This window comes from Kribbella sp. NPDC020701 (genome assembly GCF_055562215.1).
The window spans coordinates 72245-97878 of sequence record NZ_JBVHFT010000002.1; the positions used below are offsets into that span (position 1 = coordinate 72245).

Annotated in this window: 22 protein-coding genes, 1 tRNA gene, 1 other RNA gene and 1 pseudogene; 7 read left to right on the forward strand and 18 right to left on the reverse strand. The window is 67.9% G+C overall.

Annotation, left to right across the window (positions count from 1 at the left end; translation table 11 throughout):
- Positions 1 to 5 precede the first annotated feature (5 nt).
- The 7 genes and pseudogenes from ACZ3HV_RS03700 to ACZ3HV_RS03730 all read right to left on the reverse strand — a co-directional run bounded on the left by ACZ3HV_RS03700 (position 6) and on the right by ACZ3HV_RS03730 (position 7959).
- Positions 6 to 1442 carry a serine/threonine-protein kinase gene (locus tag ACZ3HV_RS03700; protein WP_465680560.1) on the reverse strand — a complete coding sequence of 479 codons (1437 nt, stop codon included), beginning with the start codon at positions 1440 to 1442 and terminating at the stop codon, positions 6 to 8.
- Positions 1443 to 1463: 21 nt separating this feature from the next.
- Positions 1464 to 2114 (reverse strand): hypothetical protein, encoded by a 651-nt coding sequence (locus ACZ3HV_RS03705; protein WP_465680562.1) that lies wholly within the window; start codon positions 2112 to 2114, stop codon positions 1464 to 1466.
- 15 nt (positions 2115 to 2129) lie between these two features.
- Positions 2130 to 2672, reverse strand: coding sequence for a hypothetical protein (locus ACZ3HV_RS03710; RefSeq protein ID WP_465680564.1), 543 nt, complete (start codon positions 2670 to 2672; stop codon positions 2130 to 2132).
- An 85-nt stretch (positions 2673 to 2757) separates the two neighbouring features.
- Positions 2758 to 3402: a DUF5063 domain-containing protein gene (locus tag ACZ3HV_RS03715; protein WP_465680566.1), complete on the reverse strand. Its 645-nt coding sequence runs from the start codon at positions 3400 to 3402 to the stop codon at positions 2758 to 2760.
- Entirely contained in the window at positions 3395 to 3994 is a 600-nt protein-coding gene (recR, locus tag ACZ3HV_RS03720) for a recombination mediator RecR (protein ID WP_360364321.1), read from the reverse strand. Before recR ends, ACZ3HV_RS03715 begins: the two co-directional genes overlap by 8 nt.
- A gap of 235 nt (positions 3995 to 4229) precedes the next feature.
- Positions 4230 to 4499 (reverse strand): annotated as a pseudogene (locus ACZ3HV_RS03725) (YbaB/EbfC family nucleoid-associated protein); the annotation flags it as partial.
- 310 nt (positions 4500 to 4809) lie between these two features.
- Positions 4810 to 7959 (reverse strand): DNA polymerase III subunit gamma and tau, encoded by a 3150-nt coding sequence (locus ACZ3HV_RS03730; RefSeq protein ID WP_465680568.1) that lies wholly within the window; start codon positions 7957 to 7959, stop codon positions 4810 to 4812.
- Positions 7960 to 8047: 88 nt separating this feature from the next.
- Between ACZ3HV_RS03730 and ACZ3HV_RS03735 the strand changes: the two genes are divergently transcribed.
- A complete protein-coding gene (locus ACZ3HV_RS03735) occupies positions 8048 to 8863 on the forward strand; it encodes an aminoglycoside 6-adenylyltransferase (protein WP_465680570.1) in 816 nt (271 codons plus the stop codon).
- A gap of 11 nt (positions 8864 to 8874) precedes the next feature.
- Here the strand turns inward: ACZ3HV_RS03735 and ACZ3HV_RS03740 are convergent, their stop codons facing one another.
- Positions 8875 to 9393, reverse strand: coding sequence for an MmyB family transcriptional regulator (locus tag ACZ3HV_RS03740; RefSeq protein ID WP_465680572.1), 519 nt, complete (start codon positions 9391 to 9393; stop codon positions 8875 to 8877).
- Between ACZ3HV_RS03740 and ACZ3HV_RS03745 the strand changes: the two genes are divergently transcribed.
- Positions 9386 to 9661: an SDR family NAD(P)-dependent oxidoreductase gene (locus tag ACZ3HV_RS03745; RefSeq protein WP_465680574.1), complete on the forward strand. Its 276-nt coding sequence runs from the start codon at positions 9386 to 9388 to the stop codon at positions 9659 to 9661. The two genes, ACZ3HV_RS03740 and ACZ3HV_RS03745, sit on opposite strands and share 8 nt — an antisense overlap.
- A 91-nt stretch (positions 9662 to 9752) precedes the next feature.
- Here ACZ3HV_RS03745 and ACZ3HV_RS03750 read toward each other — a convergent pair whose 3' ends face one another.
- The 4 genes from ACZ3HV_RS03750 to ACZ3HV_RS03765 all read right to left on the reverse strand — a co-directional run bounded on the left by ACZ3HV_RS03750 (position 9753) and on the right by ACZ3HV_RS03765 (position 14782).
- Positions 9753 to 10949 (reverse strand): serine hydrolase domain-containing protein, encoded by a 1197-nt coding sequence (locus tag ACZ3HV_RS03750; protein WP_465680575.1) that lies wholly within the window; start codon positions 10947 to 10949, stop codon positions 9753 to 9755.
- Positions 10950 to 11110: 161 nt separating this feature from the next.
- A complete protein-coding gene (locus ACZ3HV_RS03755) occupies positions 11111 to 11878 on the reverse strand; it encodes a hypothetical protein (RefSeq protein WP_465680577.1) in 768 nt (255 codons plus the stop codon).
- Positions 11875 to 12450, reverse strand: a complete 576-nt coding sequence (locus ACZ3HV_RS03760) for a hypothetical protein (RefSeq protein ID WP_465680579.1) — start codon at positions 12448 to 12450, stop codon at positions 11875 to 11877. The genes ACZ3HV_RS03755 and ACZ3HV_RS03760 overlap by 4 nt, the downstream gene beginning before the upstream one ends.
- A 706-nt stretch (positions 12451 to 13156) precedes the next feature.
- Positions 13157 to 14782, reverse strand: coding sequence for a long-chain fatty acid--CoA ligase (locus tag ACZ3HV_RS03765; RefSeq protein WP_465680597.1), 1626 nt, complete (start codon positions 14780 to 14782; stop codon positions 13157 to 13159).
- Between the two features lie 152 nt (positions 14783 to 14934).
- On the opposite strand from ACZ3HV_RS03765, the gene ACZ3HV_RS03770 reads away from it, so the two are divergent.
- Together ACZ3HV_RS03770 and ACZ3HV_RS03775 are read left to right on the forward strand one after the other, a co-directional pair.
- The gene (locus tag ACZ3HV_RS03770) at positions 14935 to 15420 is read left to right on the forward strand and encodes a MarR family winged helix-turn-helix transcriptional regulator (RefSeq protein WP_465680599.1); all 486 of its coding nucleotides are present in this window, start codon (positions 14935 to 14937) and stop codon (positions 15418 to 15420) included.
- Between the two features lie 2 nt (positions 15421 to 15422).
- The gene (locus tag ACZ3HV_RS03775; protein ID WP_465680601.1) at positions 15423 to 15821 is read left to right on the forward strand and encodes an SRPBCC family protein; all 399 of its coding nucleotides are present in this window, start codon (positions 15423 to 15425) and stop codon (positions 15819 to 15821) included.
- Between the two features lie 15 nt (positions 15822 to 15836).
- Here ACZ3HV_RS03775 and nadE read toward each other — a convergent pair whose 3' ends face one another.
- Both nadE and ffs read right to left on the reverse strand, forming a co-directional pair.
- Positions 15837 to 16652: an ammonia-dependent NAD(+) synthetase gene (gene nadE / locus ACZ3HV_RS03780; RefSeq protein WP_465680602.1), complete on the reverse strand. Its 816-nt coding sequence runs from the start codon at positions 16650 to 16652 to the stop codon at positions 15837 to 15839.
- A 52-nt stretch (positions 16653 to 16704) separates the two neighbouring features.
- Positions 16705 to 16801: signal recognition particle sRNA small type (ffs, locus tag ACZ3HV_RS03785), an RNA gene on the reverse strand.
- Positions 16802 to 16853: 52 nt separating this feature from the next.
- Here ffs and ACZ3HV_RS03790 point away from each other — a divergent pair.
- Entirely contained in the window at positions 16854 to 17669 is an 816-nt protein-coding gene (locus ACZ3HV_RS03790; RefSeq protein WP_465680603.1) for a TIGR03620 family F420-dependent LLM class oxidoreductase, read from the forward strand.
- Here ACZ3HV_RS03790 and ACZ3HV_RS03795 read toward each other — a convergent pair.
- Positions 17646 to 18632 (reverse strand): GNAT family N-acetyltransferase, encoded by a 987-nt coding sequence (locus tag ACZ3HV_RS03795; protein WP_465680605.1) that lies wholly within the window; start codon positions 18630 to 18632, stop codon positions 17646 to 17648. The two genes, ACZ3HV_RS03790 and ACZ3HV_RS03795, sit on opposite strands and share 24 nt — an antisense overlap.
- Positions 18629 to 19255, reverse strand: coding sequence for a CatB-related O-acetyltransferase (locus tag ACZ3HV_RS03800; protein WP_465680607.1), 627 nt, complete (start codon positions 19253 to 19255; stop codon positions 18629 to 18631). Before ACZ3HV_RS03800 ends, ACZ3HV_RS03795 begins: the two co-directional genes overlap by 4 nt.
- An 81-nt stretch (positions 19256 to 19336) precedes the next feature.
- On the opposite strand from ACZ3HV_RS03800, the gene ACZ3HV_RS03805 reads away from it, so the two are divergent.
- Positions 19337 to 19424: transfer RNA gene (locus tag ACZ3HV_RS03805), tRNA-Ser, on the forward strand.
- A gap of 130 nt (positions 19425 to 19554) precedes the next feature.
- Here ACZ3HV_RS03805 and ACZ3HV_RS03810 read toward each other — a convergent pair.
- Positions 19555 to 19875 carry a hypothetical protein gene (locus tag ACZ3HV_RS03810; RefSeq protein WP_465680609.1) on the reverse strand — a complete coding sequence of 107 codons (321 nt, stop codon included), beginning with the start codon at positions 19873 to 19875 and terminating at the stop codon, positions 19555 to 19557.
- A gap of 179 nt (positions 19876 to 20054) precedes the next feature.
- Here ACZ3HV_RS03810 and ACZ3HV_RS03815 point away from each other — a divergent pair, with 179 nt between their 5' ends.
- Positions 20055 to 23042: a helix-turn-helix transcriptional regulator gene (locus tag ACZ3HV_RS03815; RefSeq protein WP_465680611.1), complete on the forward strand. Its 2988-nt coding sequence runs from the start codon at positions 20055 to 20057 to the stop codon at positions 23040 to 23042.
- A gap of 1745 nt (positions 23043 to 24787) precedes the next feature.
- Here the strand turns inward: ACZ3HV_RS03815 and ACZ3HV_RS03820 are convergent.
- Positions 24788 to 25189: a VOC family protein gene (locus ACZ3HV_RS03820; RefSeq protein ID WP_465680613.1), complete on the reverse strand. Its 402-nt coding sequence runs from the start codon at positions 25187 to 25189 to the stop codon at positions 24788 to 24790.
- Between the last annotated feature and the right edge of the window lie 445 nt (positions 25190 to 25634).

The following is a 25634-nucleotide window of genomic DNA, read 5'->3' on the forward strand; positions in this document are numbered from 1 at the left end:
CCACGCTAGTACGAGTTGTCGTGGAGGTGACCGGCATACCAGTTGAGGGCTGCGCGGAGTTCGTCGACCTGGCGGATGCGGCGGTTGACGGTGGCGCCGTGGGCGATCGGGTAGATGCGGAGGCCGCCGTGGTGGCGGCGCCTCGGGGCCGGCAGCGTGGATTGGTACGGCGTGTCCAGCCACGCGATCAGCCACGGGCGTCGGACATCGCCGCCGACGCGGAGGCGGGTGACGGCGCTCCACGGGATGGAGGCTTGCTTGTAGCCGCGTTCGACCGTCAATCCCTGTGGAGACAGGCGAAGGACGACGCGGCGGCGCAGGACCAGGCGCCAACTGCGGATGGCGAAGTACAGAAGGATCAGGTCGAGGATGCCGAAGACCACGCTGAGGGCCGGGTACTGGTCCAGCGTCTGTTGGTCGCGCGGGAACCAGGCAAGGAAGAAGGACGTGGTGATCGCCGCGATGATCGCCGGCCGGGTTCGGCTGGTCGTGAAGGCGGCGCCGGTTGGTTGCGGTCTTTGCGGTGGCGCTGGTTGTGGCTGGGCTGGTTGTGGCTGGCGTGTTTGCGGTGGTGCAGGCAGGAGCTTTGTGGGTGGTGGCGGGAAGGCGACCGTCTGTGCGCTCGGCGGTAGGACCGCGGTGTTCGCCGGCGATCCGAGGACGTGCAGGAGTTCCGCTGGGGTCGGCCGATGGGCGGGATCCCTTGCGAGACAACGGCGTACGACGTCCTGGAGCGGACTGGGCAGCGGCGGGATCTGTGGTTGCTCGTGGACGATCCGATGCAGCAGGGACGCGGGATTCCCGTGGGCGAACGGACCGCGGCCGGACGCGGCGAAGACCAGGACCGCCCCCAGCGCGAACACGTCGCTCGCGGCGCCGATCGCCGTACCGGTGATCTGCTCCGGCGACAGATAGCCGGGCGTACCCACGACCACGCCGGTCGCGGTCAGGCTCGCTTCCTCGAGCGCGCGGGCGATGCCGAAGTCGATCACCCGTGGACCGTTCTCGGTCAGGACGATGTTCGACGGTTTGAGGTCGCGGTGAACCAGGCCGCCGGCGTGGATCGCCATCAGCGCCTCGGCCAGGCCGCCCGCGAGCGACTGCACGCCGCCCGGCGTGAGCGGTCCGGAGGTGTCGATCGCCTTCTGCAGCGTCGGTCCGGGCAGATACTCCGTGGCGAGCCAGGGATGTTCCGCGTCGGGGTCGGCGTCGACGACCGCGGCCGTGAACGCGCCGCTGACCTTGCGCGCGGCCTCGATCTCGCGGGCGAACCGGGCCCGGAAGGCCGCGTCACCGGCCAGTTCGTCGCGGACCACCTTCACCGCGACCAGGCGACCGCCCGGCGAGCGGGCCAGGTAGACGGCACCCATCGCGCCACGGCCGAGCCGGCCCTGGATCGTGAACGACCCGATCAACACCGGATCCTGGGGATGCGTTGTCATCGGGCGTCACGCTAACGCGCTTCAGGACCGCGGGTAACCGATCTCGGCGATCCCTTCGGCAAGATCGGTCAGCCGACGCTGCCGGTTGAGCGACGTCACGACGTACTCGGTCAGTGGCATCAACGCGTAGACGTGCCGGATCGCCTCGAGGTCGAGCGCGACTTCGTAGTAGTCCTCGGCGAAGGTGAGGTAAGCCTCCGGGCGCCCGTCCGCGATCACCTCGAACAACCAGTCGGCTCCGTCGTTCTTCGCGTCCTCCACCGGACCACAGCGCCAAGCCGTGTCGTCCGTCGTACGCCAGAAACACACCGTCGCCCTCGGCACACCATCGCTGAAGGCCGGCTCGTCCCGCGCGCCATGAAAGACCTCCGGCACACCATCGAGCAGCCCGGGCCACGTCTTCTGGTCATTGGCGTACGGCGACATCGGCGACTCGTGGTCGAACCCGTACGCGAACGCACCGTCGGGCGAGAACACGATCGAGTACTCGTTCCCCGACCCGTCCCGCATCAACGCAGCCTCCTCGGTCTCCGACCACCGCGCGTCGAACGCGAAGTAAGGCAGCTGATCCGGGTTGTCATCAAGAATCAGATCCAGCACCGCCAGCGCACGACTGACCCGCCGTACGCTCGACACGTCCGGCAGCCGCCGAATCACCTCGTAGACAGACATTGACCCATCCAACCTTCAGAAACCGCCGTCGAGATACCGGCGTCCGTACCCCGTAATCGCCCCACGCAGATCCTTCAATTGCGCCATGCGCCTCTTCATCGGCTGCCCATGCGCGACCGGGAAGAGTTTGTAGGCGCCGTCGGAGCGACGCGGCGCGGGCACGTCGTCCGGGCTCAGCGCCGGATCGAGCCAGGCCACCACCCAGGGCCGCCGATCGTCCCCGTCGATCCGAATCTGACCGACCGCAGTCCACGCGGCTGTCAGCTCACGTCCGTCCCGGCGCACCGCGATCCCGGTCGAGGTCAGCCGCAGCTCGGCCGGGCGCCTGAGGGCAACACGCCAGTTCCGCACGGCGACGACCAGGAACAGCAACCACAAGATGGTCGTGATGACGATGCCGATCAGGTACTCACGGATGGGGTCGGGGTCGGCGAACGACCTGACGTCTTTCGGCACGATGACGAGGAACAGCACGGTCGTGATCACCGCGACGATGATCGGGCGCTTTCGCGAGGTCGTGAAAACCGCACCCACGCCAACATCCAACTGCTCCTGCACGACGCCTCCTGATCCGGACCGAGCCCTCACCGTAGTAGCTGAGGAACCCCTTGCGTGGCCGGTCGGAGTACGCCTGTGGATAACTTCAGCGGCGCTGGACTGCTTCCTCTGCGACCTCGACGAGTTCGCGGTCGGTGGCTTCGGTTTCCGGGTCGTGGGCCGGCTCCAGCCGGTCGTGCGCGATCAGCGACTGGATCGCCCGCAGTACGGCGCTCGCCGCGGCACCCCAGGTGGACACGTAGGAGAACTGCCACCACCACAGCGCCTCGACGATCCGGCCTTCCTCGTAATGCGCGAGACCGTGCACGAGGTCGGTCGCGATCGCGGTGAGGTCGTCGGACAGCCGGTTCACGGTGATCTCAGGCGGTGCGGCGTACGGGTCGAAGACCTCGGCGTACTCGTCCAGGCCTTCGAACAGCACCGCGAGCCGGTCACGCATCGCGTCCAGATCCGGATCCGGTCCGGCGTCGCTCTCGAACCGCTCCTCCGGGACGAAGTCCTCGAACGCCCCGAGCCGGCCACCCGCGAGCAGGAGCTGGCTCACCTCGAGCAGCAAGTACGGCAGTGAGGCGAGGCCTTCGTCGACGCCGTCCTCGTCCGGCTGCGCGGCGATGTCGCGCACCGAGATGAGGAAGCTCCGCACCTGGTCCGCGATCTGCTCGGCGAACTCCGTCAGGTCCTCGGAGTCCGTGGTCAGCGCCCGCTCCGCAATATCGGTTGGTTCAGTCATCGATCGATCGTCGCCCTTCAAACGCCCGTCCGAGTGTGACCTCGTCGGCATACTCGAGGTCACCGCCTACAGGAAGTCCACTAGCCAATCGGGTGACGCGCAAGCCCATGGGCCGCAGCAAGCGGCTGAGGTACGTCGCCGTCGCCTCACCTTCGAGGTTCGGGTCGGTGGCCAGGATGATCTCTTGCACTTCGTCGCCGGCCAGCCGCTGGAGGAGTTCTTTGATCCGCAACTCGTCCGGACCGATCCCCTCGATCGGCGAGATCGCCCCGCCGAGCACGTGGTACCGGCCGCGGAACTCGCGGGTCCGCTCGATCGCGACCACGTCCTTGGCCTCCTCGACCACGCAGATCAGGCTCAGGTCACGCCGTGGGTCACGGCAGATCCGGCACTGCTCCTCCTCGGCGACATTGCCGCAGATCTCGCAGAACTTGACCTTCTCCTTGACCTGCACGAGCACATGCGCGAGCCGGCGTACGTCGGTCTCGTCGGCGGCGAGCAGGTGGAACGCGATCCGCTGAGCGGACTTCGGACCGACGCCGGGCAACCGGCCGAGCTCGTCGATGAGATCCTGAACGGCCCCTTCGTACACGTCAGCCCGGGTTCTGACCGGGAGACCCGGTCCCACTGCCGGGGTTGGTGAACCCGATGCCAGGGTTGTTCACCGACCCGGAACTGCCCGGACCACTGGTGCCGCTCTCGTCGTCATCGTCCGCGGGGCTCTCCGCCGGGACCGTCGGGGCGCCGGGCGGGCTGAAGCCGGCCGGGGCCGCGGGACCGCCGCCGAACCCGGGGCCTTCCGAACCGAATCCTGGGATGCCGCCGGCCAGCGGGCCCATCGCGCGGGCCGCGGCTTCCTTCGCGTTCTCGGCGGCGTCGCGCACCGCGGCGACGATCAGATCGGCCAGCGTCTCGGTGTCGTCCGGGTCGACGGCCTCCGGCTTGATGTTCAGGCTGAGCAGCTCACCCGTGCCGGAAACCAGCGCGGTCACCAGCCCACCGCCGGCCGAGCCCTCGATCTCCTGGCTCTCCAGGTCGGCCTGAGCCTCCATCAACTGGTTCTGCATCGCCTGCGCCTGCGCGAGCAGGTTGGACATGTCGAAGCCCCCAGCACCGCCACCGTCGAACACCGCGATCTCCTCGTCCCAACCGCTCCGTGACTAGCCCGAGCCTCAACACTAGCCGGTCGCCCGGACAACCCCACGTTCGCCCAGAAACAGACCAGTCTCCCCAACTTGTCCACAGCCCTGTGGACACCACAATCCACACCCTGTGGATTGTGTGGACACCCACCGCAACCATCCCCACCTCTTGTGGAAGACCTGTGGGCCTGCAGAGGCTGTCGCTGGCCCATTGGGGTGCTCACCATCGACCGGACCGGCCCGGATCGCGACCTGTGAGCGAGGGTCAGTTGGGTTCTTCGGTGATGATCTGTGCGCCGAGGGTTTCGCGCAGCAGATCCGTATGCGACCGCGAGTCCTCCTCCAGGACCATGTCGTCCTCACCGATCGCGTCCGCTTCCTCCTCCGGAGTCAGCGGCACCTCCGGAGCCACGGGAGCCGCAGCCGCCCGCCGCGCCTGCTCCGCGGCAACAGCCGCCTCGGCCGCACGCCGCTTACTCGCAGCCTGCTCCCGCCGATCGGACGCCTTGGTCGCTCCGGACCTCCCCGGCGGCGACCCGGACACCCCGGTCGCCTGAGCACCTCCTGGCGCCTGCGCCCCGCCGGCCTGAGGACCTCCAGGCGCCTGAGCCCCGCCGGCCCGACCAGCCCGCGGCGCCGACCGCGCCACCGGCCCGTCCTCCCACGGATCCTCCGGCGGTACGTCGTACTCCGGATCCGGCGGCGGCTCCTGCAAGGCAATCGCCGTACCCCCACCGTCACCCCACTCGCCCGCACTCGCAGCCCCACGTGAGCCACCCGCAGTCCCACCGGCGTTCCCCGCCGATTGACCGCCACCCGACTGATCCCCGCCCGAGCCGCGAGCCGCGCCACCCGCGGTCTCACCGGCCCCCCAGCTACCGGACCGCGCGTCCACACCAGCACCCGGCCCCGTGCCCGGACCGTCAGCACTCGACCCTGCGCTCGATCCGCCGGCACCCGCTCCCGCGCCTGGACCGCCCGCGCTCGGGCCGCTCGCCGGACCACCGGCCGCGGACCCGACTGCACCCGCTCCACCGGTTCCCGGCCCCGCATTCGGGCTTCCGGCTCCCGACCCCGCGCCTACTCCGCCGGCCTCGGAACCACCCGCGGCAGACCCGCCCGCACCCAAACCAGCCGACCCCGAACCACCAGGCCCCGAACCGGCCGACCCCGGACCACCGGACCCCGGAGCGGCCGATCCCGGACCACCTGGGCCCGGACCACCTGCGCCTGAGCCACCTGAACCCGGACCAGCTGAGCCCGGGCTGCCGGCTTGCGGCCCGCCGGCCCGAGGACCGCCTGCGTGTTGTCCACCACCTCCACCGGGGTCCGTCGACGGATCGACAACAGCTTCGATCCGCCGGTTCAACCCGATGGTGTCGATCATCGCCTGCCGGAGAATCTCATCGCTCCCGGAACGAGCGAAGCTCTCCCGAGCCCCCGCATTCACCAACCCCAGCGTCAACGTCTGCTCGTCGATCCCGATGACCTGCGCGTTCTGGCTGAGCATGATCCACGCGAACCGCCGCTTGCTCTTCACCGCCTCGAGCACCTCAGGCCACAACCGCCGAACATCCGCCAGCCCCACGGACCCGGTACCAGCACCAGACAGAGCCCCCGCACTCCCAGCTCCCGGCGCCGCACCCGCCCCCGATCCCGACGCCGACGCACCTGCCGTCACCGCACCCGAGCCACCACCCGTCGCCTGCCCAGCGCCTGCCGAAGCAGACTCATCCCCCCAAGCTCCTGTACGCCCAGCACCAGCAGCCGAGCCAGCGCCAGAAGCGCCACGAGCACCACTCGCGATGTCTCCCCGGCCGCGACCGCTCCCCGCCGTACCGGCACCAGCAGCACCTCTCGCCGCCACGCCACCAGCAGCGCCCGCGCCACGGTCTGCCGCGTCGCCGCCACCGGAAGCTCCGCCAGCGGCACTCGCAGCACCACCGGTCGGCGCCGCGTCAGCGCCGGCGGCCGCACCGCTTGCCCCGGCGTCGGCTCCCGCGGCTTTGCTCTCAGCAGCTCCGGCTCCCGCAGCCGCTCCGGCGGGGGCCGCCCCGCCCGTGCCACCGGCGGTTGCCCGGGCCGCGGCCCGGCTCGTGGCCGCGTCCTGAGCCGGTCCGCTCGCGAGATCGCCCGAAGACGCCGGCGCACCAACCGGCTGCGCGGGCGCGGCGTCCGGCGTACCGGCGGGGACTCCGATGGTCAGCCGGCGTTCCATCCGATCCAGGCGCGCCTGGATGCCGTTGGTCGAGTCGTCGGCGCCCGGCAGCAGGACCTTGGCGCAGATGAGTTCGAGCTGCAGCCGCGGAGCTGTCGCACCACGCATCTCCAGCAGGCCGGCCGCCACGATGTCGGCCGCCCGGGTGAGCTCCGCGGCGCCAATCCCGGCCGCCTGGGTCTGCAGCCGCTGACCTTGATCCTCAGCTGCCTCGATCAGGCCGGACGCAACAGCATTCGGTACGGCGGACAGGATCACGAGATCCCGCAGTCGCCGCAGCAGATCCTCCGCGAACCGCTTCGGGTCCTGCCCCGTCTCGATGACCTTCTCGATCGTCTCGAACACGGCCGCGCTGTCATGCGCGGCAAACCCGTCCACACACGCGTCGAGTAACGAGTCCGGTGTGAACCCGAGCAGCGCGACGGCCAGCCCGTACGTCACACCTTCCGGCCCGGCGCCGCCGATCAGCTGGTCGAGGACACTCAGCGAATCACGCACCGACCCGGCACCCGCGCGGACAACCAGCGGAAGCGCGGCAGACTCGATGGTCACGCCCTCGGACTCGCAGAGAAAAGCCATGTAGTCGCCGAGCACCTTCGGCGGCACCAGGCGGAACGGGTAATGGTGGGTCCGGGAGCGGATCGTCCCGATCACCTTGTCGGGCTCGGTGGTGGCGAAGATGAACTTGAGGTGCGGCGGCGGTTCCTCGACCAGCTTCAGCAGGGCGTTGAAGCCCTGCGTGGTCACCATGTGCGCCTCGTCGATGATGTAGATCTTGTAGCGGCTCTCGACCGGCGCGAAGAACGCCCGCTCGCGCAGATCCCGCGCGTCGTCCACACCACCGTGCGATGCCGCGTCGATCTCGATCACGTCGATGCTGCCGGGACCACCACGAGCCAGGTCGGTGCACGACTTGCACACCCCGCACGGCTCCGCGATCGGGCCCTTCTCGCAGTTGATCGCCCGCGCCAGGATCCGCGCGCTGGTGGTCTTCCCACACCCGCGCGGCCCGGAGAACAAATAGGCGTGGTTCACCCGGTTGTTGCTCAACGCATTCCGCAGCGGCGCCGTGACATGGTCCTGCCCGATCACCTCGGAAAACGTCTCCGGGCGATACCGGCGGTACAACGCAAGGGGGGCTTCCACGCCCGCAACCCTAGCGCCGCCCCCCGACAATTCCACCCAAGTCCCCACCACCCTGTGGACCCCGACCAAACAGAGCGTCACCGAGGGCGGGCATGGGGGTGGGTGGGGATCAGGTGGGGGGACGGCTTAGCTTGGGTTGGTGGCTACTGGGGATGAGCGGCAGCAAGGGGTTATCGAGCGGGCTCGTGAGGTGTTGCCTGGGGATGGGCGGGTGCTCGCGGTCTACCTGATCGGGAGTTACGGGACGGGCGAGGCCGACAAGTTCAGTGATGTTGATGTGCATCTCGTCGTGACGGACGAGAGCGTGGGGTGGTTCGAGGACCACTGGGACGACGTACTGCGGGAGCTCGCGGGGCCGGCGGTGTTCGCGGACAAACTGCCGGGGCTCATCGGTGGCCTGGGGATCACAGCTGACTGGCTGCACGTCGACCTGATCGTGCATCCGCTGAAGTCCTTCGACCGCTTGCAGTACGACGGGGTGCGCGTGCTGTTCGACCGGGACGGGACCCTGTTCCCGGACGGCGACATCGCGCAGCAGGGTGGTCGGCCAAGCGAACCGTACTGGCCGGCCGGACCGGTGAACCTCTTCTTCTACTTCCTCGGGAACCTCGTCACAGTCCTCGGCCGCGACGAACGCGTCGTCGCGAACCAGGGCATCGGCGCGGTCCGCGACCAACTCATCGCGCTCATGCTCGCCGAGCGCGGCGTACGACGTACTGGTGGTGCCAAGCGACTCAACGCCTTGCTCTCCGCCGAACAACGCGCCGCCCTGGAAGCGATCCCGGCGGCGGGCAGCGAACCGGCCGACATCATCAAGGCCAACCAATACATCTGCCGCGAGTTCATCCGCCGCGGCACCGCCCTCGCCGAGGTCACCGGCGAGACCTGGCCAGCCGACTTCGTCGACGCCACCCTCACCCATCTCAGAAACCACTTCACCGTCGACTTCGGCTAACCGCAGTCCACTCAGTCGGATAACGACGCCGGGTGTTCGAGCTTGTTGGTCGCTGCCCAGCTGGCCAGCAGATTCAGGGCGTCTTGCGAGGGGGATTGCGGCTCGGCGGTGTAGGTGAGAAGGCTCTGGCTCGGGTCGCTCGCCAGCGGGAAGGACTCGAACGGCAGGTCAAGGTCTCCCACGACCGGGTGGTGAAGGAGCTTGATGCCGGTGGTGTGGACCCGGACGTTGCGTGCGGCCCAGCGGATCCGGAACTCATCGCTGCGAGTGGACAGTTCCCCGACCAGGTCAGACAGTTGCCGATCGTACGGATCTCTACCGACCTCGGCGCGCAGAAGTGCGACGGTGTCGTTGGCAACCGAGTCCCAGGCGCGGAAGAAGTCGGAGGCGTGCGGGTCGAGGAAGATGAACCGGGCGTTGTTCGGTGGCCGGGCGGGGTCGGCGTAGACCGGCGAGAAGAGCGCACACCCGAGTGCGTTGGCGGTCAGTACGTCGAGTCGTCCGTTGAGGACGAATGCCGGTGTGACCAAGTTCGGGGTCAACGGATTCACAGAGGCGCTGCGCCAGGAAGTCACCCGGCGCCACGTGCGCGTCGGTGTCCTGGAGCCCGGTGGGGTGAACACCGAACTGGGGTCGCACAACAGGCCCGACGTACGCGATCAGCTGATCGACCCGTTCTATGACCAGACCGAGGTTCTCGCTCCCGAGGACATCGCCGACGGCGTCGTCTACATGGTCACCCGACCACGCCACACCGCCGTCGGCGAGCTGTGGATCATGCCCACCGACCAGGTCTGAGCGGTCGAGCAACCACCCGCATGCCCGGCGGATGCGGGTGGTTGAAGTGGGACGGCTTCTTACTGAGCTCGTCAGTGCGTCATGGTGCCGCCTAGCTCCCGCAGTAGGCCTTGCCGAGGACGTTGCGCATCGCCGTCGGCACCGGGTGGTCGTGGGGGAAGCCGTCCATGTTGACGACTACGACGACCTGACGGGTGCCGTCCTTGCTGTTCCACGCCGCAGTCGTGTAACCCGGGATCTCGGAGTCGTGACCCCAGGCCTCACCGCAGGAGAACGTCTCTCGGAGCAGCCCCAAACCCCAGCCGCCGCCGGGGATACCCGCGTCGATGGCCCCGGGAGGCTCGTCGGCGACCGGGTCAATGGTCTGCATGGCCTTCAGAACGCCGGGTTTCAGCAGGCGGCCGCGGAGCAGCGCCCGATAGAAGCGGGCGACATCGTCGGCGCTGGCCAGGATTGCTCCGGCAGCGCCGAGCAGGGTGGGGCTGAGCGGCGTGAAGTCGGTCGGCTCGGGTCCGAAGATGGTCCAGTAGCCGTGGAGGTACGAGCCACGGATCTCTGACGTGGTCGGGTAGCTCGTGTGATCGAGCCCGAGTGGTTTGAAGATACGGCTGCGAAGCTCGGACCCGATCGAGTGACCGGTGGCCTTCTCGACGATCATCGCGAGCAGGAGATAGTTGGTGTTCGAGTACGACCAGCCTGTTCCCGGTGCGAAGAGCGGGTCGTGTTCGGCCGCGATTCTGACCCCCTCGCGGGGATCGAAGGGCAGGGTCAGGTCTCCTCCGAGGTACGGCGCGAAGACTCTGTCGTCCTGGACGTAGTCGAAGATGCCGCTGGTGTGATTGAGCAGTTGGCGGATCGTGATCCCTTCGCCGTTGGGGAAGACCCCGGGGAGCCACTTCTCGACCGTGTCGTTGAGCTTGAGTACTCGCTTGCCGACCAACTGGAGGACCACGGTGGCCGTGTACGACTTCGTGACGCCACCGATCCGGGACAGATCGCCGATGCGGATCGGCGTCAGCGGAGCGAGGTTGCCGTACCCACTGGAGAACCGGTACGTACGATCGCCCACCCGAACCAACGCGATCGCGCCGGGCGCGCCGGCCGCGACGACCTCATCGAGCGCGGCCTGAACTTCTGGCGGCGGCTGACCGCTCGAGGATCTTGCTGGTGCCGCTGATGGCGTCGTGGCTGACGCCGAGACGGCCGGTGCCGTGGCCAGGCTCACCGCGGCCGCGAGGGCGACGACCACCGTCCACCGGCCGCGTCGCTTCTCCGATGAGAACATCATTGAGGGACTCCTTACCTTCGTGGGCCGTGCGCGACCGCGCTCATGCGCGTCGCAGAGTGGCGCCGATCGAGTCAGTGAGAACTGGCTATCGATGGTCGGGGCGTCGGATAGGGGCTGGTTCGACCATGCCGTGATCTGGCTTGGCCGTCAGTGGGCCGAAGTCATTGCGCCGTGACCGGGCCTGGTGGTGGGGCTTGCACCGACTGGCCGACGGTGGGGCGGGTTGCGATCGTCACCACGATGATCACCATGCCGATGAGCAGCAGCAGGCCGCCCACCACGACCGCGGCGATGGAGGCCGGCAGGAGGACCGGCAGCGTGGCTCCGAGGCTGATGTCGGCGTCGACTCCCGCCGATCGGTCGGCGTTCATGACAACGATCGACCAGTTGCCGTTAGCAACGTTCCAGGTGAGGGTGCGGGTTCCGGTTCCGCTGTCGGACGCGACCCAGAAGTCTTGCGTGGTGGGATCCGCGGTGGGTTGGCCGCCCGGATGTTGCACGTAGCTGACCGTGAACGGGTCGGCGTCGAAGTCCGCGACCTCGCTGCGGCGGACGCCGTCGAGATACTTGGCGACGTCGTCGGCGGGGCCGATGCCGACGAACACCGGTGTGTCCTTCGTCGACGTGACCGTGATACGTACGTCGCCGAGCAGGTCCCCGGCGGCGATGGCGTCGGGACCGGTGATGCCGACATCCATGGACGGCGCGGTCAAGACGAAGGCGTCAGTGGTGAGGCGTTCGGGGCCGGCGGTGTGGTAGCCGTCGGCGTCGCGCTGTGCGTGGGCCCAGAGCCCGACCACGCCGCCAACGACCGAAGCGCCGCCGGCCAGGATGAGCAAGCTGCCGATAATCACGAAGAACGTGCGCCAGCCGCTCCAGGAACGGCGTACCGGTGCAGTAGGGCTCGTGACGGGTCCGGTCGTGGTCATGAGACTGCCTCCGTCGCGCTCGCCGGTACGGGCGTTCTGATCATCCAGACGCCCAACCAGATCATCGCCAGCCCGAGCGGGATGCCGAATGGCGGCAGCAGCGCCTGGAATCCGATCAGGCCGCCGATCACGATGGCGACGCAGATGGCACGTGGGAACACCCCGGCTCGCAGGCTCGCGATGCCGAACAGTGCCCAACCGATTGCGAACAGCAGATAGCTCGACACCGCGCCGATCACGAGCAGACCCCCCGGATCGGCGTCCAGAACCTCAGGTGCGGTGTCGGCGAGGTAGGTGACGTAGAACGTCTCGAACCACAGGTCACCGCCGAGGAACATGATGCCCACGATCGCGGCGATCACGCCCACGACGCCGAACCGGCCCGCCTCCTGCGCCTCCCATGCGTACGCCGCGACCACTGCGAGCAACAGCAGGCAGAAAGCCACGAAGTACACGACACCGCTGACCCGGTATACAGAGTTCGTCGACGTACCCACGCGATCGTCGCGATCGACGATCGGGAAGATCACCACCTCGACCACGACCATCAACAGGCCCGCTGCGAAGGCCAAGGGGCCTGCCAGCCGGGCTAATGATGAGCGGGATGCGGTGAAACCGCTGTTGGATGATTGTTTCTGCGATGCGTCCAGTTCTTTCATGCTGGACTGCCCCCTCAAGCACGGGACCGGCGCTTTCCCCCACCAGGTCCCCAGGACGAATGGACCTCCGGTGGTCCTGCCCCGTCCCCGACTGCCAAAGGTGAGACCCGGTAACCGGGTCTTTTCGTACTACGCCCATGGTAAGAACGCCGCCCAGAACCAAGTCAAGGGCGCGGCCCCATCGATGACGACACCACTTGGCGGCCGACCGGCGACGGGATGTGCGGCTGTGCGCCGGGTTGTCCGATCAGCTGAGTAGCGCGACGACCTGGGTTAAGTCGCCGAGGACTTCGAGGACGCAATCGCGCGTTTGAGTCCAGTGATCCGAAGGAGGGAGCCATCGTGTGCAGTGGGACGCCCGGTAGCTCAGCATCGATCGCCACCCAGAGCGGACCGGGCCGGTGGAGCTCCAACACCAGCGGAGTGCGATACGGCAGGCGCCCTGCATCCCGACACCGATCTTCTCGGTCTCCGGGTATCCGAGCAGCCTGAGTTGTTCGTGCAGGCTGTCGTCGGGCAACTGCACGCGGTCCCCTGTCACGGAGGTTGTGGGCCTGAGGCAACAGAGGTGGGGTCATGTGGTTGCCTCAGGCTACAAGTGGAGGTACTGCGCGGTGGGTTACTCCAGGTGGTAGTTGGCGAAGCGGGTTCGGAGGTCTTTCTTGGAGAACTTGCCTACTGAGGTCTTGGGGACTTCTTCGATGAATTCGACGGCGTCGGGGAGCCACCACTTGGCGACCTGCGGGCGGAGGTAGTCGAGGATCTCCTCGCCTGTCACGGTCTCGCCTTCTTGGATGACAATGCAGGCCAGGGGGCGTTCGTCCCACTTGGGGTGGGGTACGCCGATGACGGCGGCCTCCTTGACGGCGGGGTGGGCCATCAGGAGGTTCTCGAGCTCTACCGAGCTGATCCATTCGCCGCCGGACTTGACCAGGTCCTTGGTGCGGTCGACCAGGCGGACCGAGCCGAACTGGTCGATCGCGGCGACGTCGCCGGTCTTCATCCAGCCGTCCTCGGTGCTGAGCTGGACACCCTCGTCGGGGCGGTAGTACTCGGCGGCGATCCACGGGCCGCGGACCTGCAGCTCACCGGTGGCCTCGTCGTTCCAGGGCAGCGGTGAGATCGAACCGGGCTCGACGATCCGCACCTCGACACCAGGCAGCGGGAGCCCCTGCCGCGCACGCAGCCGGGCCTGCTCGTCCTCGGGAAGCTCCTCGTACCGAGCCGGGACGTGCGACGCGGTCGCCACCGGGCTGGTCTCCGTCATGCCCCACGCCTGCAGGATCGGCCGGCCGAGCTTTGCCCGGAACGCCTCCGACAGCGCCAGCGGTACGGCGGAACCACCGCACGGGATCCGTCGGAGCTTGGGCAGCTCGACCCCGTCCAGCAACGGCAACAGCCCCTGCCAGATCGTCGGCACACCGGCCGACAGCGTGACCTCCTGCTCCTGCAGCAGCTTGAGGATCCCCTGCGGACTCATGTCCGGCCCTGGGAACACCAGCGAAGCGCCGGCCATCGGCGCCGCGTGCGCCAGCCCCCAGGCGTTCGCGTGGAACATCGGCACGACCGGCATCACGGTGTCCGTCTCGGCCAGCCCGATCCCCGCGTTCGTCAGTACGCCGATGGAGTGCAGCCAGGTGGATCGATGCGAATACACGACGCCCTTGGGATTGCCCGTCGTACCGCTCGTGTAGCACATCGCGGCGGCCTGGTTCTCGTCGTCGACGTGGAACTCGACCGGCTCGGCCGCGGCGAGCAGCTCCTCGTAGTCGTGGAACCGTGGATCGTCAGGCACTTCCGCGCTGGGCGCACCCGGTGGCAGGTCGCCCATCACGACGACATGACGGACCAACGGCAGCCGCTCGAGGAGCGGTAGGAACAGCCCGAGGAGCGACTTGTCGACGAACACGACCTCGTCTTCGGCATGGTTCGCGATGTAGACGACCTGGTCGGGGAAGAGCCGGATGTTGAGCGTGTGCAGGACCCGGCCGGTGCACGGTGCGGCGAAGTACAACTCGAGGTGACGGCCCGAGTTCCACGCGAAGGTGGCGACGCGGCCGTCCGGACTGATCCCGAGCGTGTCCAGGACTCCGCCCAGGCGTCTGGTCCGCGCGGCCCACTCGCCGTACGTCACCGTCGTCGGCGCCGGGCCGCCGGTGTGGACGGTCTTGTCCGGGTAGAACTGCTCGGCCCGGAGAAAGATGGTGTCGAGGGACAGCTGGTAGCTCTGCATCAGACCCTTCATGCACACACTGTGCCAGTCGCGATGTCACCTTGACCATGACCCTCGCCGGACTTTCTCCGGCACTCTTCAGGCACCCTTCCGGCACGAATGCGCAACGAGAAGACATCGAACCGATAGATGACATGACATACGTGTCGTGTAATATTTCTGGCATGAAGGTGGTCGAGGAGCTGCGGTATCTCGTGCTGGCGATCCAGCGCGAGGGCAACCGCCTGCTCGCCGCCGAGCTGCGCCCGCTCGGCATCACGCCATCCCAGGCCGAAGTCCTCCGGGTGCTGCGCGATCACGGACCGTTGACGCTCAATGCCCTCGGCGGCCTGTTGGTCTGCGAGACCGGCAACAGTCCGAGCCGTCTCGTCGATCGCCTGGTCGCGCAGGGGCTGGTGAAACGCGGCATCGACGCGGTCGACCGGCGCTACCTCGCACTGAGCCTGACCACGAAGGGCCGGGCGCTGCACCGGCGCATCGTCACCGCGGAGAACCGGCTGCACCGGACCATGGACGACCTGGTCGCCGGACATGCGCTCGACGAGACCATCACCACGCTGCGCGCCGTCGCCGACGCGTTCCCCGCCGGGGCTGCCCTGGCTCGCCGGCGGGACCCCGAGTACGACCACCACTTCGCCCAGGAGAGATAGTCATGGAGCAAGCCACCGACACCATTCCCGCCCACCCGACCGCGATCCGCCACATCCTGCTGGACGCGCTCGCGCTGCCGGAGTGGAACGAGGCGTTCCTTGCCATCGACGGGCCGGTCGAGGCGGATCTCGGCACGCGGTACGCGCTGCGGGTGCGGCCGGGGTTCGCGGGTGAGCTGCAGTACACGGTGGTCGAGCCGGACCGGATCGAGATCACGTGGCAGGTGCCAGGGTTCCGTGAGGTCGGCACCTGGACCATCTCACCGGACAGCCAGGTCACGCACACGTTCGAGCAGTCCGGGCCTTTGGCAACCGTCCTGCGCCCCGCCTACCGCAACGTCGCCACCATCCGTCTGGCCCGCCTCGCCAACCGCGTCCGGCAGCTCACTCACTTGTCCTGAGCTGCCGGTAGGAAGTCAGACCGCCAGCGGAACGGCTCGTTTGTGAGCAGTCCGGCGGTGGGTGGCGATGATGGTGGCCGCGGCCTTCTCATCGACCTCGCGGCCCTCGAGGAAGTCGTCGATCTCGTCGTACGTGACTCCCAGGACGGCCTCGTCCGGCACGCCCGGGTTGTTGGTCTCCAGGTCGGCGGTCGGGATCTTGCCGGTGATCTCGGGCGACGCACCGAGCCGGGCGCCGACCTCGCGGACGCGGCGCTTGGTCAGGCCCGACAAGGGCGTGAGGTCGCATGCACCGTCGCCGTACTTGGTGAAGAAGCCCATCACTGCCTCCGCCGCGTGGTCCGTCCCGACGACCAGGCCGCCGCACGCGCCCGCGACGACGTACTGCGCGATCATCCGCTGCCGCGCCTTGATGTTGCCGGTGTGAAAGTCCTCACGCTCACCCAGCCCGGCGTGCCGCACGGACTCGACCATGGCGTCCGTAGCCGGCTTCACGTCGACCACGAGCGTCTGGTCGGGCTTGATGAACTCCAGCGACCGCTGCGCGTCCGCCTCGTCCGCCTGGACGCCGTACGGGAGCCGCATCGCGATGAACGTCGCCTCACCGCCCTCGGACCGGACCCGCTCGACCGCGAGCTGGCAGAGGCGTCCCGCCGTACCGGAGTCGACCCCGCCGCTGATACCGAGCACGTACGACGTCGCGCCCGTACGCCGGAGCTGGTCGGCCAGGAACTCGACCCGGCGCTCGATCTCGGTGTCCGGGTCGAACGACGCGGTCACACCGAGCTCGGCAATGATCAGTTCCTGCAGATAGCGGCGCTCGGGGCTCATCGGGCTCCTCAGGGTGATGGGGACAGACCCCACCAAGCCTAGACAGCCCGGACATGAGGATTCCCCGCGCACCCGGAAGAGCTCACTTACCCTTGCTGCCTTCCGGCCCTGGGGGAGTTGGGCGAGATACCGCCACGCGGGGAACCAGCCATGAGTGTACGGGATCGTCGTGGTCAACCCGAATCGGCCTACTCTAGATGGGTGACGGATCACCAATTTGGCACGTTCGGGATTGCTACCGGTCTTGACAGCAGCCCGCACTCCTTGGAGGCCGCTCAGGCGGCCGAAGAGCTCGGATACCCCACGATCTGGCTGTCCGGCGGTCCGCTGCCGGGACTCCAGACCATCGTCGACCTCATCGGCGCGACCAACTCGATCAAGTTCGTCAGCGGCATCCTCGCTGTCGTCAAATACAGTGCGGCCGACGTCAGTACGACGTACGCCGCGATGGAAGCGTCCGCACCGGGGCGATTCACCGTCGGACTCGGTGGAGCGCACGGGGCCAAGCCGCTCGCCACGCTCAACGCGTACCTGGACGAGGTCGACGTACCAGTGGACCGTCGGGTGCTCGCAGCGCTCGGTCCGCGGATGCTGGAGCTGGCCCGCGAGCGGTCCGCCGGCGCATACCCGTTCCTGGTCAGTGCGGCGTACTCCGCTGAGGCACGCAAGGTCCTCGGGCCGGACAAGCTCCTCGCGGTCAGCCACCTCGTCGTACTGGAGTCGGACGCGGACCGGGCCCGAGCGATCGCACGGGACACCATCAGCTTCTTCCCGCGGATCCCTGGGTACGCCGCCTCGCTCAAGCGGCAAGGGTTCACTGAGGAGGACCTGGCTGAGCTCCCGGATCACATGGTCGACGCACTGGCCGCATGGGGCACGCCGGCCGACATCAAGGCCAAGCTGACCGAGCATCTGGACGCGGGAGCCGACCATGTCGCCGTCAACGTGATCACTGGCGTCACTGGCCCGCAGCCGATCGAACAGTGGAGAGCTCTAGCCCCCACGCTGCTTGCGTAACAGCGTTGGGATCCAGTGGTCGCCGTACCGGCTCTGGAGCTCCGGGCGCTTCCAGTCCTCACCCGTGACGACCCCTCGGCACAGTGGTGAGCCACAGATGCAGCTCATCTCGAACTCCACGCCGGTCGACGTCCCATAGTCGCTCGTCACCTCGTCGCCCGCCTGGATGTCCCGGCGGGCCTCGAGGGTGACGGCGTCGATCCACCACATGGCCGGGTCGCAGCTGTGGTTGCCGTAAGCAACTACGGGGCGGGGGTCGTTGCTCAGCACAAGGTGTTCGTCGTCGTCGATCGTGATCGTGTCAACGGGTGGGTGCTTCAGGAGCTCCCGGAGTTCGGCCGTACTGACTCGGCGGCCGGACAGCTGGCCGACCACCTCGCCCCTCGCGATGGACCGCGTCGCGAACAGGCCCTGGCCTGCCACGGGCGACTCGCGTACCTCCAGGGCTGGATGTGCCCAGGTGAGCAGCTTCTCGTAGAGGCGGGCGGTGGACTCCAGCTTGTCGTAGCGGTACGGGCGCTCCTCGCCGGTCGGCGTGAACCCCTGCCGGAGCCAGAACTTGGTCGCGATCTGCGCGTTCGTGTCCACGATGGCCAGTCGCAGCGTCCGTACCTCGGGCCACGAGGTCTCGACGTACCGCTGGACCTCTTCGTACGTCGCTCTGCCGTAGCCGCTGCCCTGGTGGTTCCAGTGGACCTGGAGGAGGCCGATGAAGGCGGTGTGGTCGTTCGGATAGCGGCGGAGCAGGTCGACGACCGCAACCAACCGGTTGTCTACAAACGCACCCAGGACGACCTTCGCCTCCTCCGGCAGGCTCTCCGGGCGCATCATCAGTAGGCTCTGAGCGTCCGCGGGGCCAGGTGGGTAGCCGGTGATCCGCTCGGTGTACCCGGGATCGGACTCGATCAGCTCCTGCAGCGCATCCACGTCATCGGGCTCGATGGGGCGTAGTACGAGACTCATTGCTCCAGATCCTCGATTCGGCCGGCCATGATCGATCTGACGTTGGCGGTGATCCGCTCCACCGGCCAGTCCCACCACGCTGCCTTCAGAAGGCGGTCCACGTCCGCGTCGGCGAACCGGCGGCGGATCAGCTTCGCCGGGTTCCCACCGACGATTCCGTACGGCGGTATGTCGTCGACCACGACCGCACCGGACGCGATGATCGCACCGTCCCCGATCGTCACTCCCGGCATCACCAGAGTGCGGTAGCCGAACCACACGTCGTTCCCGACGACGGTGTCGCCGCGGCCCGGCAGTCCAGTGATCAGATCGAAGTGCTCGGCCCACGCGCCGCCCATGATCGGGAACGGGAACGTCGACGGCCCGTCCATCCGGTGGTTGGCGCCGTTCATGATGAACGTGGTGCCTTCGCCGAGTGCGCAGTACTTCCCGATGCGCAGGCGCTCCGGACCGTAGTGGTAGAGCACGTTGTTCGTCTCGAACGCAGTCGGGTCCCGAGGGTCGTCGTAGTACGAGTAGTCGCCCACTTCGATCAGCGGCGACGTCACCACCGCTTTCAGCAACACCACGCGCTCGGCAGCGGGCATCGGGTGTACAACGTTCGGATCCGGTGCACCTTGCATGCGGCCGACCCTAGATGAGCAGGCGTGCGACCAGCAGCCCGATTTCACCTTCCTCCGCCCCCTCGCGTATCCTCTCCGCTTGGAGGATTCGCCTAGAGGCCTAGGGCGCACGCTTGGAAAGCGTGTTGGGGGCAACCCCTCACGAGTTCGAATCTCGTATCCTCCGCCACACGCCCGAGTAGAGAAGCTGCAGTTCAAAGCGTGGTTTCATCTCTCTGAAGGACGAACAGAAGGTGGGCCGGTCGCCAGCGCGACCGGCCCGACTTCATGGAAGCCCAGAGCCACCCGCCGCGGGGTGGCTAGGTGGCCGGCGCCTGGCGACGCCGGTATAGCCACATCGCACCGCCTGCGATGGCCGCGCCACCGACCGCGGACGCGCCGGCCTGCAGAACCTCAACACCGTTGTCGTCTGGGGGACTGCTGGCCGTCGGAGCCTGGACCGGAGGCACCTCGTACCTGGGGTCATAGTTCGGGTAGTTCGGCGGTTTCGGATCGTGCGGCATGACCGTGGTATTCCGCGGTACGTCGTCGGAAACCCGGGCCGGTGCATCGGTCGCGGTCAGCCTGATGGCGCCAAACGCGAGTGCCGATACGGCCAGAGTTGTGAGCGTGCGGTTCATGACTCTCCCTGTGGGTCGTAGCGGCGGGATTGCCGCTCTGGCTTCAGATTCGGCTCTATGCCGCAACGGCCACATCCGACACGAATCCTGAGAAGCGGCGGGCGAACCCTTAGATTTCGCGGGCACGGCTGGCCCGCGGTGGTGCAGACATCTGATTCGTTTCGGCGGAGACTGCTGAAATGGGTGGGGTTGCAGTCCCGCTGCCGGGTATCGCAGGCCGTGTCGAGGAGGGAGAAGCCCTCTCGGGGGCGATCAACGCTGCCGTCGGGCGACGACCGTGTGCGGTCTTCGTGCACGGGGAGGCAGGCGTGGGCAAGACGCGCCTGGTACGTGCTGTGTGCGACAACGCGGCGGCACGTGGCGCTGCGGTCCTGTGGGGTCGTGGTGTTCGATTTGGTGCGGTGGACGCGCCGTACGTCGCGCTGATCGGTGCGTTGGAGGGCTGGCTGGAGTCGGCCGAGCCGTCGGAGCGCGCCAGTGCGCTGGCGGCAGTTCCGGCCGCCGCCGAGCTTCTGCCCTCGCTGGGCGGGCAGCCGACGCGTGGCACGGTCCGGCTGCTCCCGGTGATCGACGGACTGCTCCGGGCGCTGGTTTCGCGGCGGCCGGCGGTGCTGGTCGTGGATGACGTCCAGTGGGCCGACCTGGCCTCGCGGGACGCGATCACCTATCTCGTGGCCGGGTTCCGCAGCCAGCGGCTCGCCGTGCTGACGACGTACCGCGACGAGGAAATTGCGGCTGGGGATCCGCTGAATGTCTGGTTGGCCGACCTGAACCGGCTACCCGCGGTGTCGTCATTGCGTCTGGCCAGACTGAGCCGCGACGAGACCGAGCAGCAGCTGTCGCTGTTGCTCGGCGGTCATGCCGATCCGGAGCTCGTCTCCGCGGTGGTACGGCGCTCCGACGGCAACCCCTATTTCACGGAGCTGCTGGTCCATGGGCTGACGGCCGCGGACCAGAACCTGCCCGCCGATCTGCCCGCGGAGCTGGCCGGCGCGTTGCTCGCCGCTTGGCACCGATTGGATGACCCGTCCCGCGAGGTGGTGAGACTACTCGCGGTCTGCGGTCGCCCGGCCTCGGTGGACGATCTGGTCGACGTGGCCGCGGCACGCGGCATCGACGCCGAGAAGGTGAGCGTTGCGCTGGTCGAAGCAACGAAGAACGGGATCTGCGTGGCACAGGCTGCTGAGCTGTGCTGGTTCCGCCACCCGCTGCTCGCCGAGGTCCTGAACGCCACGTTCGTGCCGGGCGAGGCGGTTCCCATCCATGCCGCCTGGGCCGAGGCGCTGGAGAGCCGAACCGGCTCAGCCATCGATGAGCTGCGCCGGGTCGGCGAGCTCGCGAGTCACTACGAGGGTGCCCACGATCAAGCAGCGAGTCTGGACGCGTCGCTGCGCGCTGCGGACCTCGCCAACCAGCTGAAAGCCCTGCCCGAGGAGGCAGTTCATCTGAGCCGGGCAGCGCGCCTGTGGCCAACCGTCCATGCAGCAGATGCGCAACCGCCGGATGGTGAGCTCGACCTGCTCGAGCGCCTGGCCACCGTGTCGGATCTGGTCGGAGACGGCGAGGAGACACTGGCTGCCTGGAGTCGCTCGCTGCAGCTCGTCGACGAACGCCGAGATCCTCTTCGGGCCAGCCGGATCGTGCGCGAAGTGGCCGTCTCGGAGGTCTCGACGGGCCGGCGCAGCAGCCAGCCGTTCGAGGCCTTCGAGCATGCCGTCAGACTTTCTGAGCCGTTCCCGGACAGTGCGGAGTATGCCGCCGTACTTGCTGAGCTCAGCGTGGCCCACAACTGGACTGCGGCGTCGTTCGAGTCTGCGCGGCGGTACGCCGACGAAGCCGTCCGCGCGGCCAATCGCTCACAATCGCATGACGCGTTGGCACGGGCATACCGCGCTCTGGCCGAGGCATACGAACGGGACGAGCGCGCCGATGCCGCCTCCGCTGAAGCCCTTCGCCACGCACGGCTCACAGGCGACCCAGGCCGCATGCTGCACGCCCGGTGGGCCAGAATGGCGTACCTCGCCCCGCGCCGCCGCCTGGCCGACCTCGTGCTACTGGACGCCGACGGGCTGCGCGAGACACTCGACGAAGGGGCCACCAACGTGGCGGCCTTCCACGCCGGCGACCTCGCCCGGTTTCTCCTCATGCTCGGACGCCATACGGAGGCCGACCAAGCCATCCGTACAGGACTGACTCTCGCCAAGGTCGCGACCATGCGTGCTGTCGTCCGGCTGGCCGCAGTCCTGCTGGCCGCACGCCGCGGTCACCTCGACCAAGCCCGCTTGCATGTGCGGCGTCTCCATGAGCTGATACCGGACCTCGAGCACCGCGCGGGATTGTGGGCGCCCCCGACCCTCGCGGAACACCTGCTCGCCGAGAACCGGCCCGATCAAGCCCTCGAGTTACTCGCGCACACGATGGCCGTCCAGATCGTCCGCCCACGAGTCGCCGACGAGATGCTCATGTTGAGCGCACGCGCGGCCGCCGATCTCGCCGACCACGCGCGAGACCGTCGAGATCTCGACGGCGTCACCCGCGCCCGACGATCGCTCGACGACATCGTCGAACGCCGCCGGGCGCTCCAGCCGCCCCCGTTCGCTCGGATCACGAACGATGATCTGATCACTCCGGCCGTCGAGGCGCTGCACGCCGCGGAGACCGCACGATGCCTCGCCCAGTCAGAGGCCTCGACTCTCTGGGCGGAGGCAGCACATCGCTGTGCCACTGCCGAGCTGCACTGGGACGAGGCGATCGCCTCCCGCCGGTGGGCACAGGCTCTGCTCACCGAGGGCGCGAGCAAAGCCGCAGTTGCGGTGCCACTGCGATCGGCGTACACCCTCGCCGGCGAGATGTCTGCCGGCCCGCTCCGGCACGAGGTGGAGAAACTGGCGACGGTTGCCAGGATCTCCCTCGCCGAGCCGCACCCCTCATCGGCCGACACGTTCGACGATGCCCCGGAAGCCTTCAGCTCGCTGACTCGACGGGAGCGCGAGATCCTCGCCCATCTGGTCGTCGGCCGGACGTACGCCGAGATCGCAGCTGCCTTGTTCATCAGCGAGAAGACCGTCAGCACGCATGTCTCGAACCTGCTTCGCAAGACCGGTTCGTCGTCCAGAGGCGATGTGGCCGGACTGGCCAGCAGACTCGGCTACCTGTCACCTCCCTGAGGCTGTCAGGACCCGAACGACCAAATGGCCGTCCTCGACGGGGTAGACGCTGCGGTCGGTGGGTCAGGTCTTAGACCCAGACCTCCGCCGACCTAGGCGATGACAGTGCTGAACGCGGTTGTCGATCGATGGCGCACCCGCACGCTCAGGTCTGAAGACGGTCGCCCGTAGCGAGTCCTGGGTTGCTGGCTCGGCTGGATCACGCGGCGAGTCTGTCGCCGCACGCCATCTCAGTTTCCGTCTCATTCGCCATCGTTCACGCCTGTTCACCGTCTCCTCAGCGCCCTGGCGTCCGACTGCGCAGACGTCCAGAAGGCTTCCACGAACATGACTCCAAGGAATTGGAAAGCGTGTTGGGGGCAACCCCTCACGAGTTCGAATCTCGTATCCTCCGCCACTCCCCCGGAGTCAAGAAACCGCAGGTCAGACCGCGGTTTCGAGGTCCGGGAGGATGAGACAGAGCCGGGGCGGCTCCCTAGTCAGGGAGCCGCCCCGGAGTCATTCCGTCTCAGTTTCCGTCTCAGTTGTCCCCTAGCCCGGTGCCAGGACTGCCGCCGTGCCGTCCTCGCCCCCGTCGCCGATCCATGCCCGATCGGGCGGCACCCGACGTGACCCGCCGGTCAACAGCGGTCAATTCAGATCGGCCGACCAGTTCGCAGGCCCTGAGGCTCAGCTGGCTACGGTTGACAATTCTGTTCCCAAGCTCAAGTGGCAAGCCCGGCGCAGCTCTGGTGAGGGCGTTACCGCAGAATGGGACGATGGAGCCGAGAGGTACGCATTCATGGTTGCCCTGGCGCCGTTCCCGGGGCGGGGCGGATCCGCATACGCACTCGATCGAGATGTGGCACATACGGCTGAACCGCCAGCCTGGCGCAAGCGACGCCGCGTTGATCCCTACTTCATCGCCTACCGCGAGTGTGGCTGGTTGGGGGAAGCTCATGACGCCGGTGATCCGGATGCCGAGTCAAGGGCTAGAGCAGAAGCGCAGGTTCACAGCCCCATCGTCCGCGCCGAGCTCGGCTACCCACTCGACTAGGGCGTAGAGCAGCGAAGAACAGCACCCACTGGTACACGGCACCGCTCGGCAGGGCAGCCTGTGCCCGCTGCGTGCCCGATCTGCTGCGGATAAGCGGTGACTGGCGGACAACTACGGTCGGTCGGGCGTCCCGAAGCAATTGGTCAGCGCTGTCCGGAGCGGTTCACGAGAGACAAGTCTGTTCCCAAGCTGACGTTGCCGGCCACGGCTCTGGCGGGATCAGGGCACGCCTTCGGCGCGCGGCCCCGGCTGCGGGCGGTGCCGGGGCGCCGTCCTCGCCGGAGCCCAGCAGCAGGACGCTTCGCCGTCCACGCGATCCCACCGTCACGAGCTGCCGTCCTGGCGTCTGACGGTGGGTTAGCCCCGTCCCCCTGGCCGCTCGATCGTACGGCAGCTATCAGGGGGACCGGGTAGGTGTGGCGTCAGACCTGGTTCTCACCGGAGCTGGGTGCAGCGGTTCGCGTGGAATCGACCTGACTTTCGAGCTCGGAGATGTCGTGCTCAGTGAACAGGAGTTCGGCACCGACACGGAATGATCGCAACCTGCGGGACGCCATCAAGATCGAAGAGTGCAGTACGTTGCACGCCGAGCCGCTCTGCCGCCTCGTCCAACCCGAACATCCTGGGGGGCGGGCTTCATGTCCCGGGGGTCTCAACAGCTCTCTCGGGCTGGCACGAGAACCCCACCAGCTGTACGCCCGTTGCGATGTTAGCGGCACAAGCAGAAGGGGTTACCGTGAGGATCGAGCATGACCCGGACGTGCTCCTGCGGCTGGTCCTCAGCGAGACTCGCGCCTGCCTGGAGGGCCCACGCGACCGCCTCATCGAGGTCGTCTACGCCTATGTCGAGGTGCATCGTCGCGTTCTGACCACCGGGCTTGCTCGGCCAGACCGGCCGCTCGTGCTCCTGGTCAGACTCGATGTTGATGCCAAGGAGCGTCCTGTCTGTCTCGCCCTCGGGCGGGTGAAGCTGGACCCAACCGCCCTTCGGCCCTTCGTCGACGATCCGCCAGCCAAGCAGGCGCTCATAAAACCTGGCCAGCTCCCCGGCGTGCGGAGCGGGTGCTGCCGTGATTGTGACGGCCCCAATCCGCATTCGCGGTCGCGTCATGCGGAGACCGTACACCCGTTGCCCGTGCACGTCCCCGGCGCGCGGGCGGCGAGCGCGCCGCGCGACACGCGGTCTATGACGTCTGTCCGACTGTCTCCGGGGCCGCGCTCCGCTCCAGACTCCCCTCGAGCGCTCACATGTCCCAGCAGGGGGTGGTGACACAGGGGCCGTGGCCGGTGCAGAGGGTCTCAACGTGGGTCTCATCCGCCACTGTTCGGGGTCGTTCGCCAACGATCGCACCTCCAGAAATCCGCGCTCTCGGGGGGCTCCCGAACACCGCTGAACGTCGACTTGCGGTCTTGGAAAGCGTGCTGGGGGCAGCCCCTCACGAGTTCGAATCTCGTATCCTCCGCCACTCCCCCGGAGTAAAGAAACCGCAGGTCAGCAACGCGGCGCCGTCTTCGAGGCGCACCATGGTGCGCGAAGATTCGGCGCCGCTGTGTTG

Bases quoted from the DNA above. Each gene is read 5' to 3' on its own strand.
- ACZ3HV_RS03700 (WP_465680560.1), bottom strand. From the start codon at position 1,442: ATGACAACGCATCCCCAGGATCCGGTGTTGATCGGGTCGTTCACGATC.
- ACZ3HV_RS03705 (WP_465680562.1), bottom strand. From the start codon at position 2,114: ATGTCTGTCTACGAGGTGATTCGGCGGCTGCCGGACGTGTCGAGCGTA.
- ACZ3HV_RS03715 (WP_465680566.1), bottom strand. From the start codon at position 3,402: ATGACTGAACCAACCGATATTGCGGAGCGGGCGCTGACCACGGACTCC.
- ACZ3HV_RS03750 (WP_465680575.1), bottom strand. From the start codon at position 10,949: ATGATGTTCTCATCGGAGAAGCGACGCGGCCGGTGGACGGTGGTCGTC.
- ACZ3HV_RS03755 (WP_465680577.1), bottom strand. From the start codon at position 11,878: ATGACCACGACCGGACCCGTCACGAGCCCTACTGCACCGGTACGCCGT.
- ACZ3HV_RS03765 (WP_465680597.1), bottom strand. From the start codon at position 14,782: ATGAAGGGTCTGATGCAGAGCTACCAGCTGTCCCTCGACACCATCTTT.
- ACZ3HV_RS03770 (WP_465680599.1), top strand. From the start codon at position 14,935: ATGAAGGTGGTCGAGGAGCTGCGGTATCTCGTGCTGGCGATCCAGCGC.
- ACZ3HV_RS03775 (WP_465680601.1), top strand. From the start codon at position 15,423: ATGGAGCAAGCCACCGACACCATTCCCGCCCACCCGACCGCGATCCGC.
- nadE (WP_465680602.1), bottom strand. From the start codon at position 16,652: ATGAGCCCCGAGCGCCGCTATCTGCAGGAACTGATCATTGCCGAGCTC.
- ACZ3HV_RS03795 (WP_465680605.1), bottom strand. From the start codon at position 18,632: ATGAGTCTCGTACTACGCCCCATCGAGCCCGATGACGTGGATGCGCTG.
- ACZ3HV_RS03800 (WP_465680607.1), bottom strand. From the start codon at position 19,255: ATGCAAGGTGCACCGGATCCGAACGTTGTACACCCGATGCCCGCTGCC.
- ACZ3HV_RS03810 (WP_465680609.1), bottom strand. From the start codon at position 19,875: ATGAACCGCACGCTCACAACTCTGGCCGTATCGGCACTCGCGTTTGGC.
- ACZ3HV_RS03815 (WP_465680611.1), top strand. From the start codon at position 20,055: ATGGGTGGGGTTGCAGTCCCGCTGCCGGGTATCGCAGGCCGTGTCGAG.
- ACZ3HV_RS03820 (WP_465680613.1), bottom strand. From the start codon at position 25,189: ATGACGCGACCGCGAATGCGGATTGGGGCCGTCACAATCACGGCAGCA.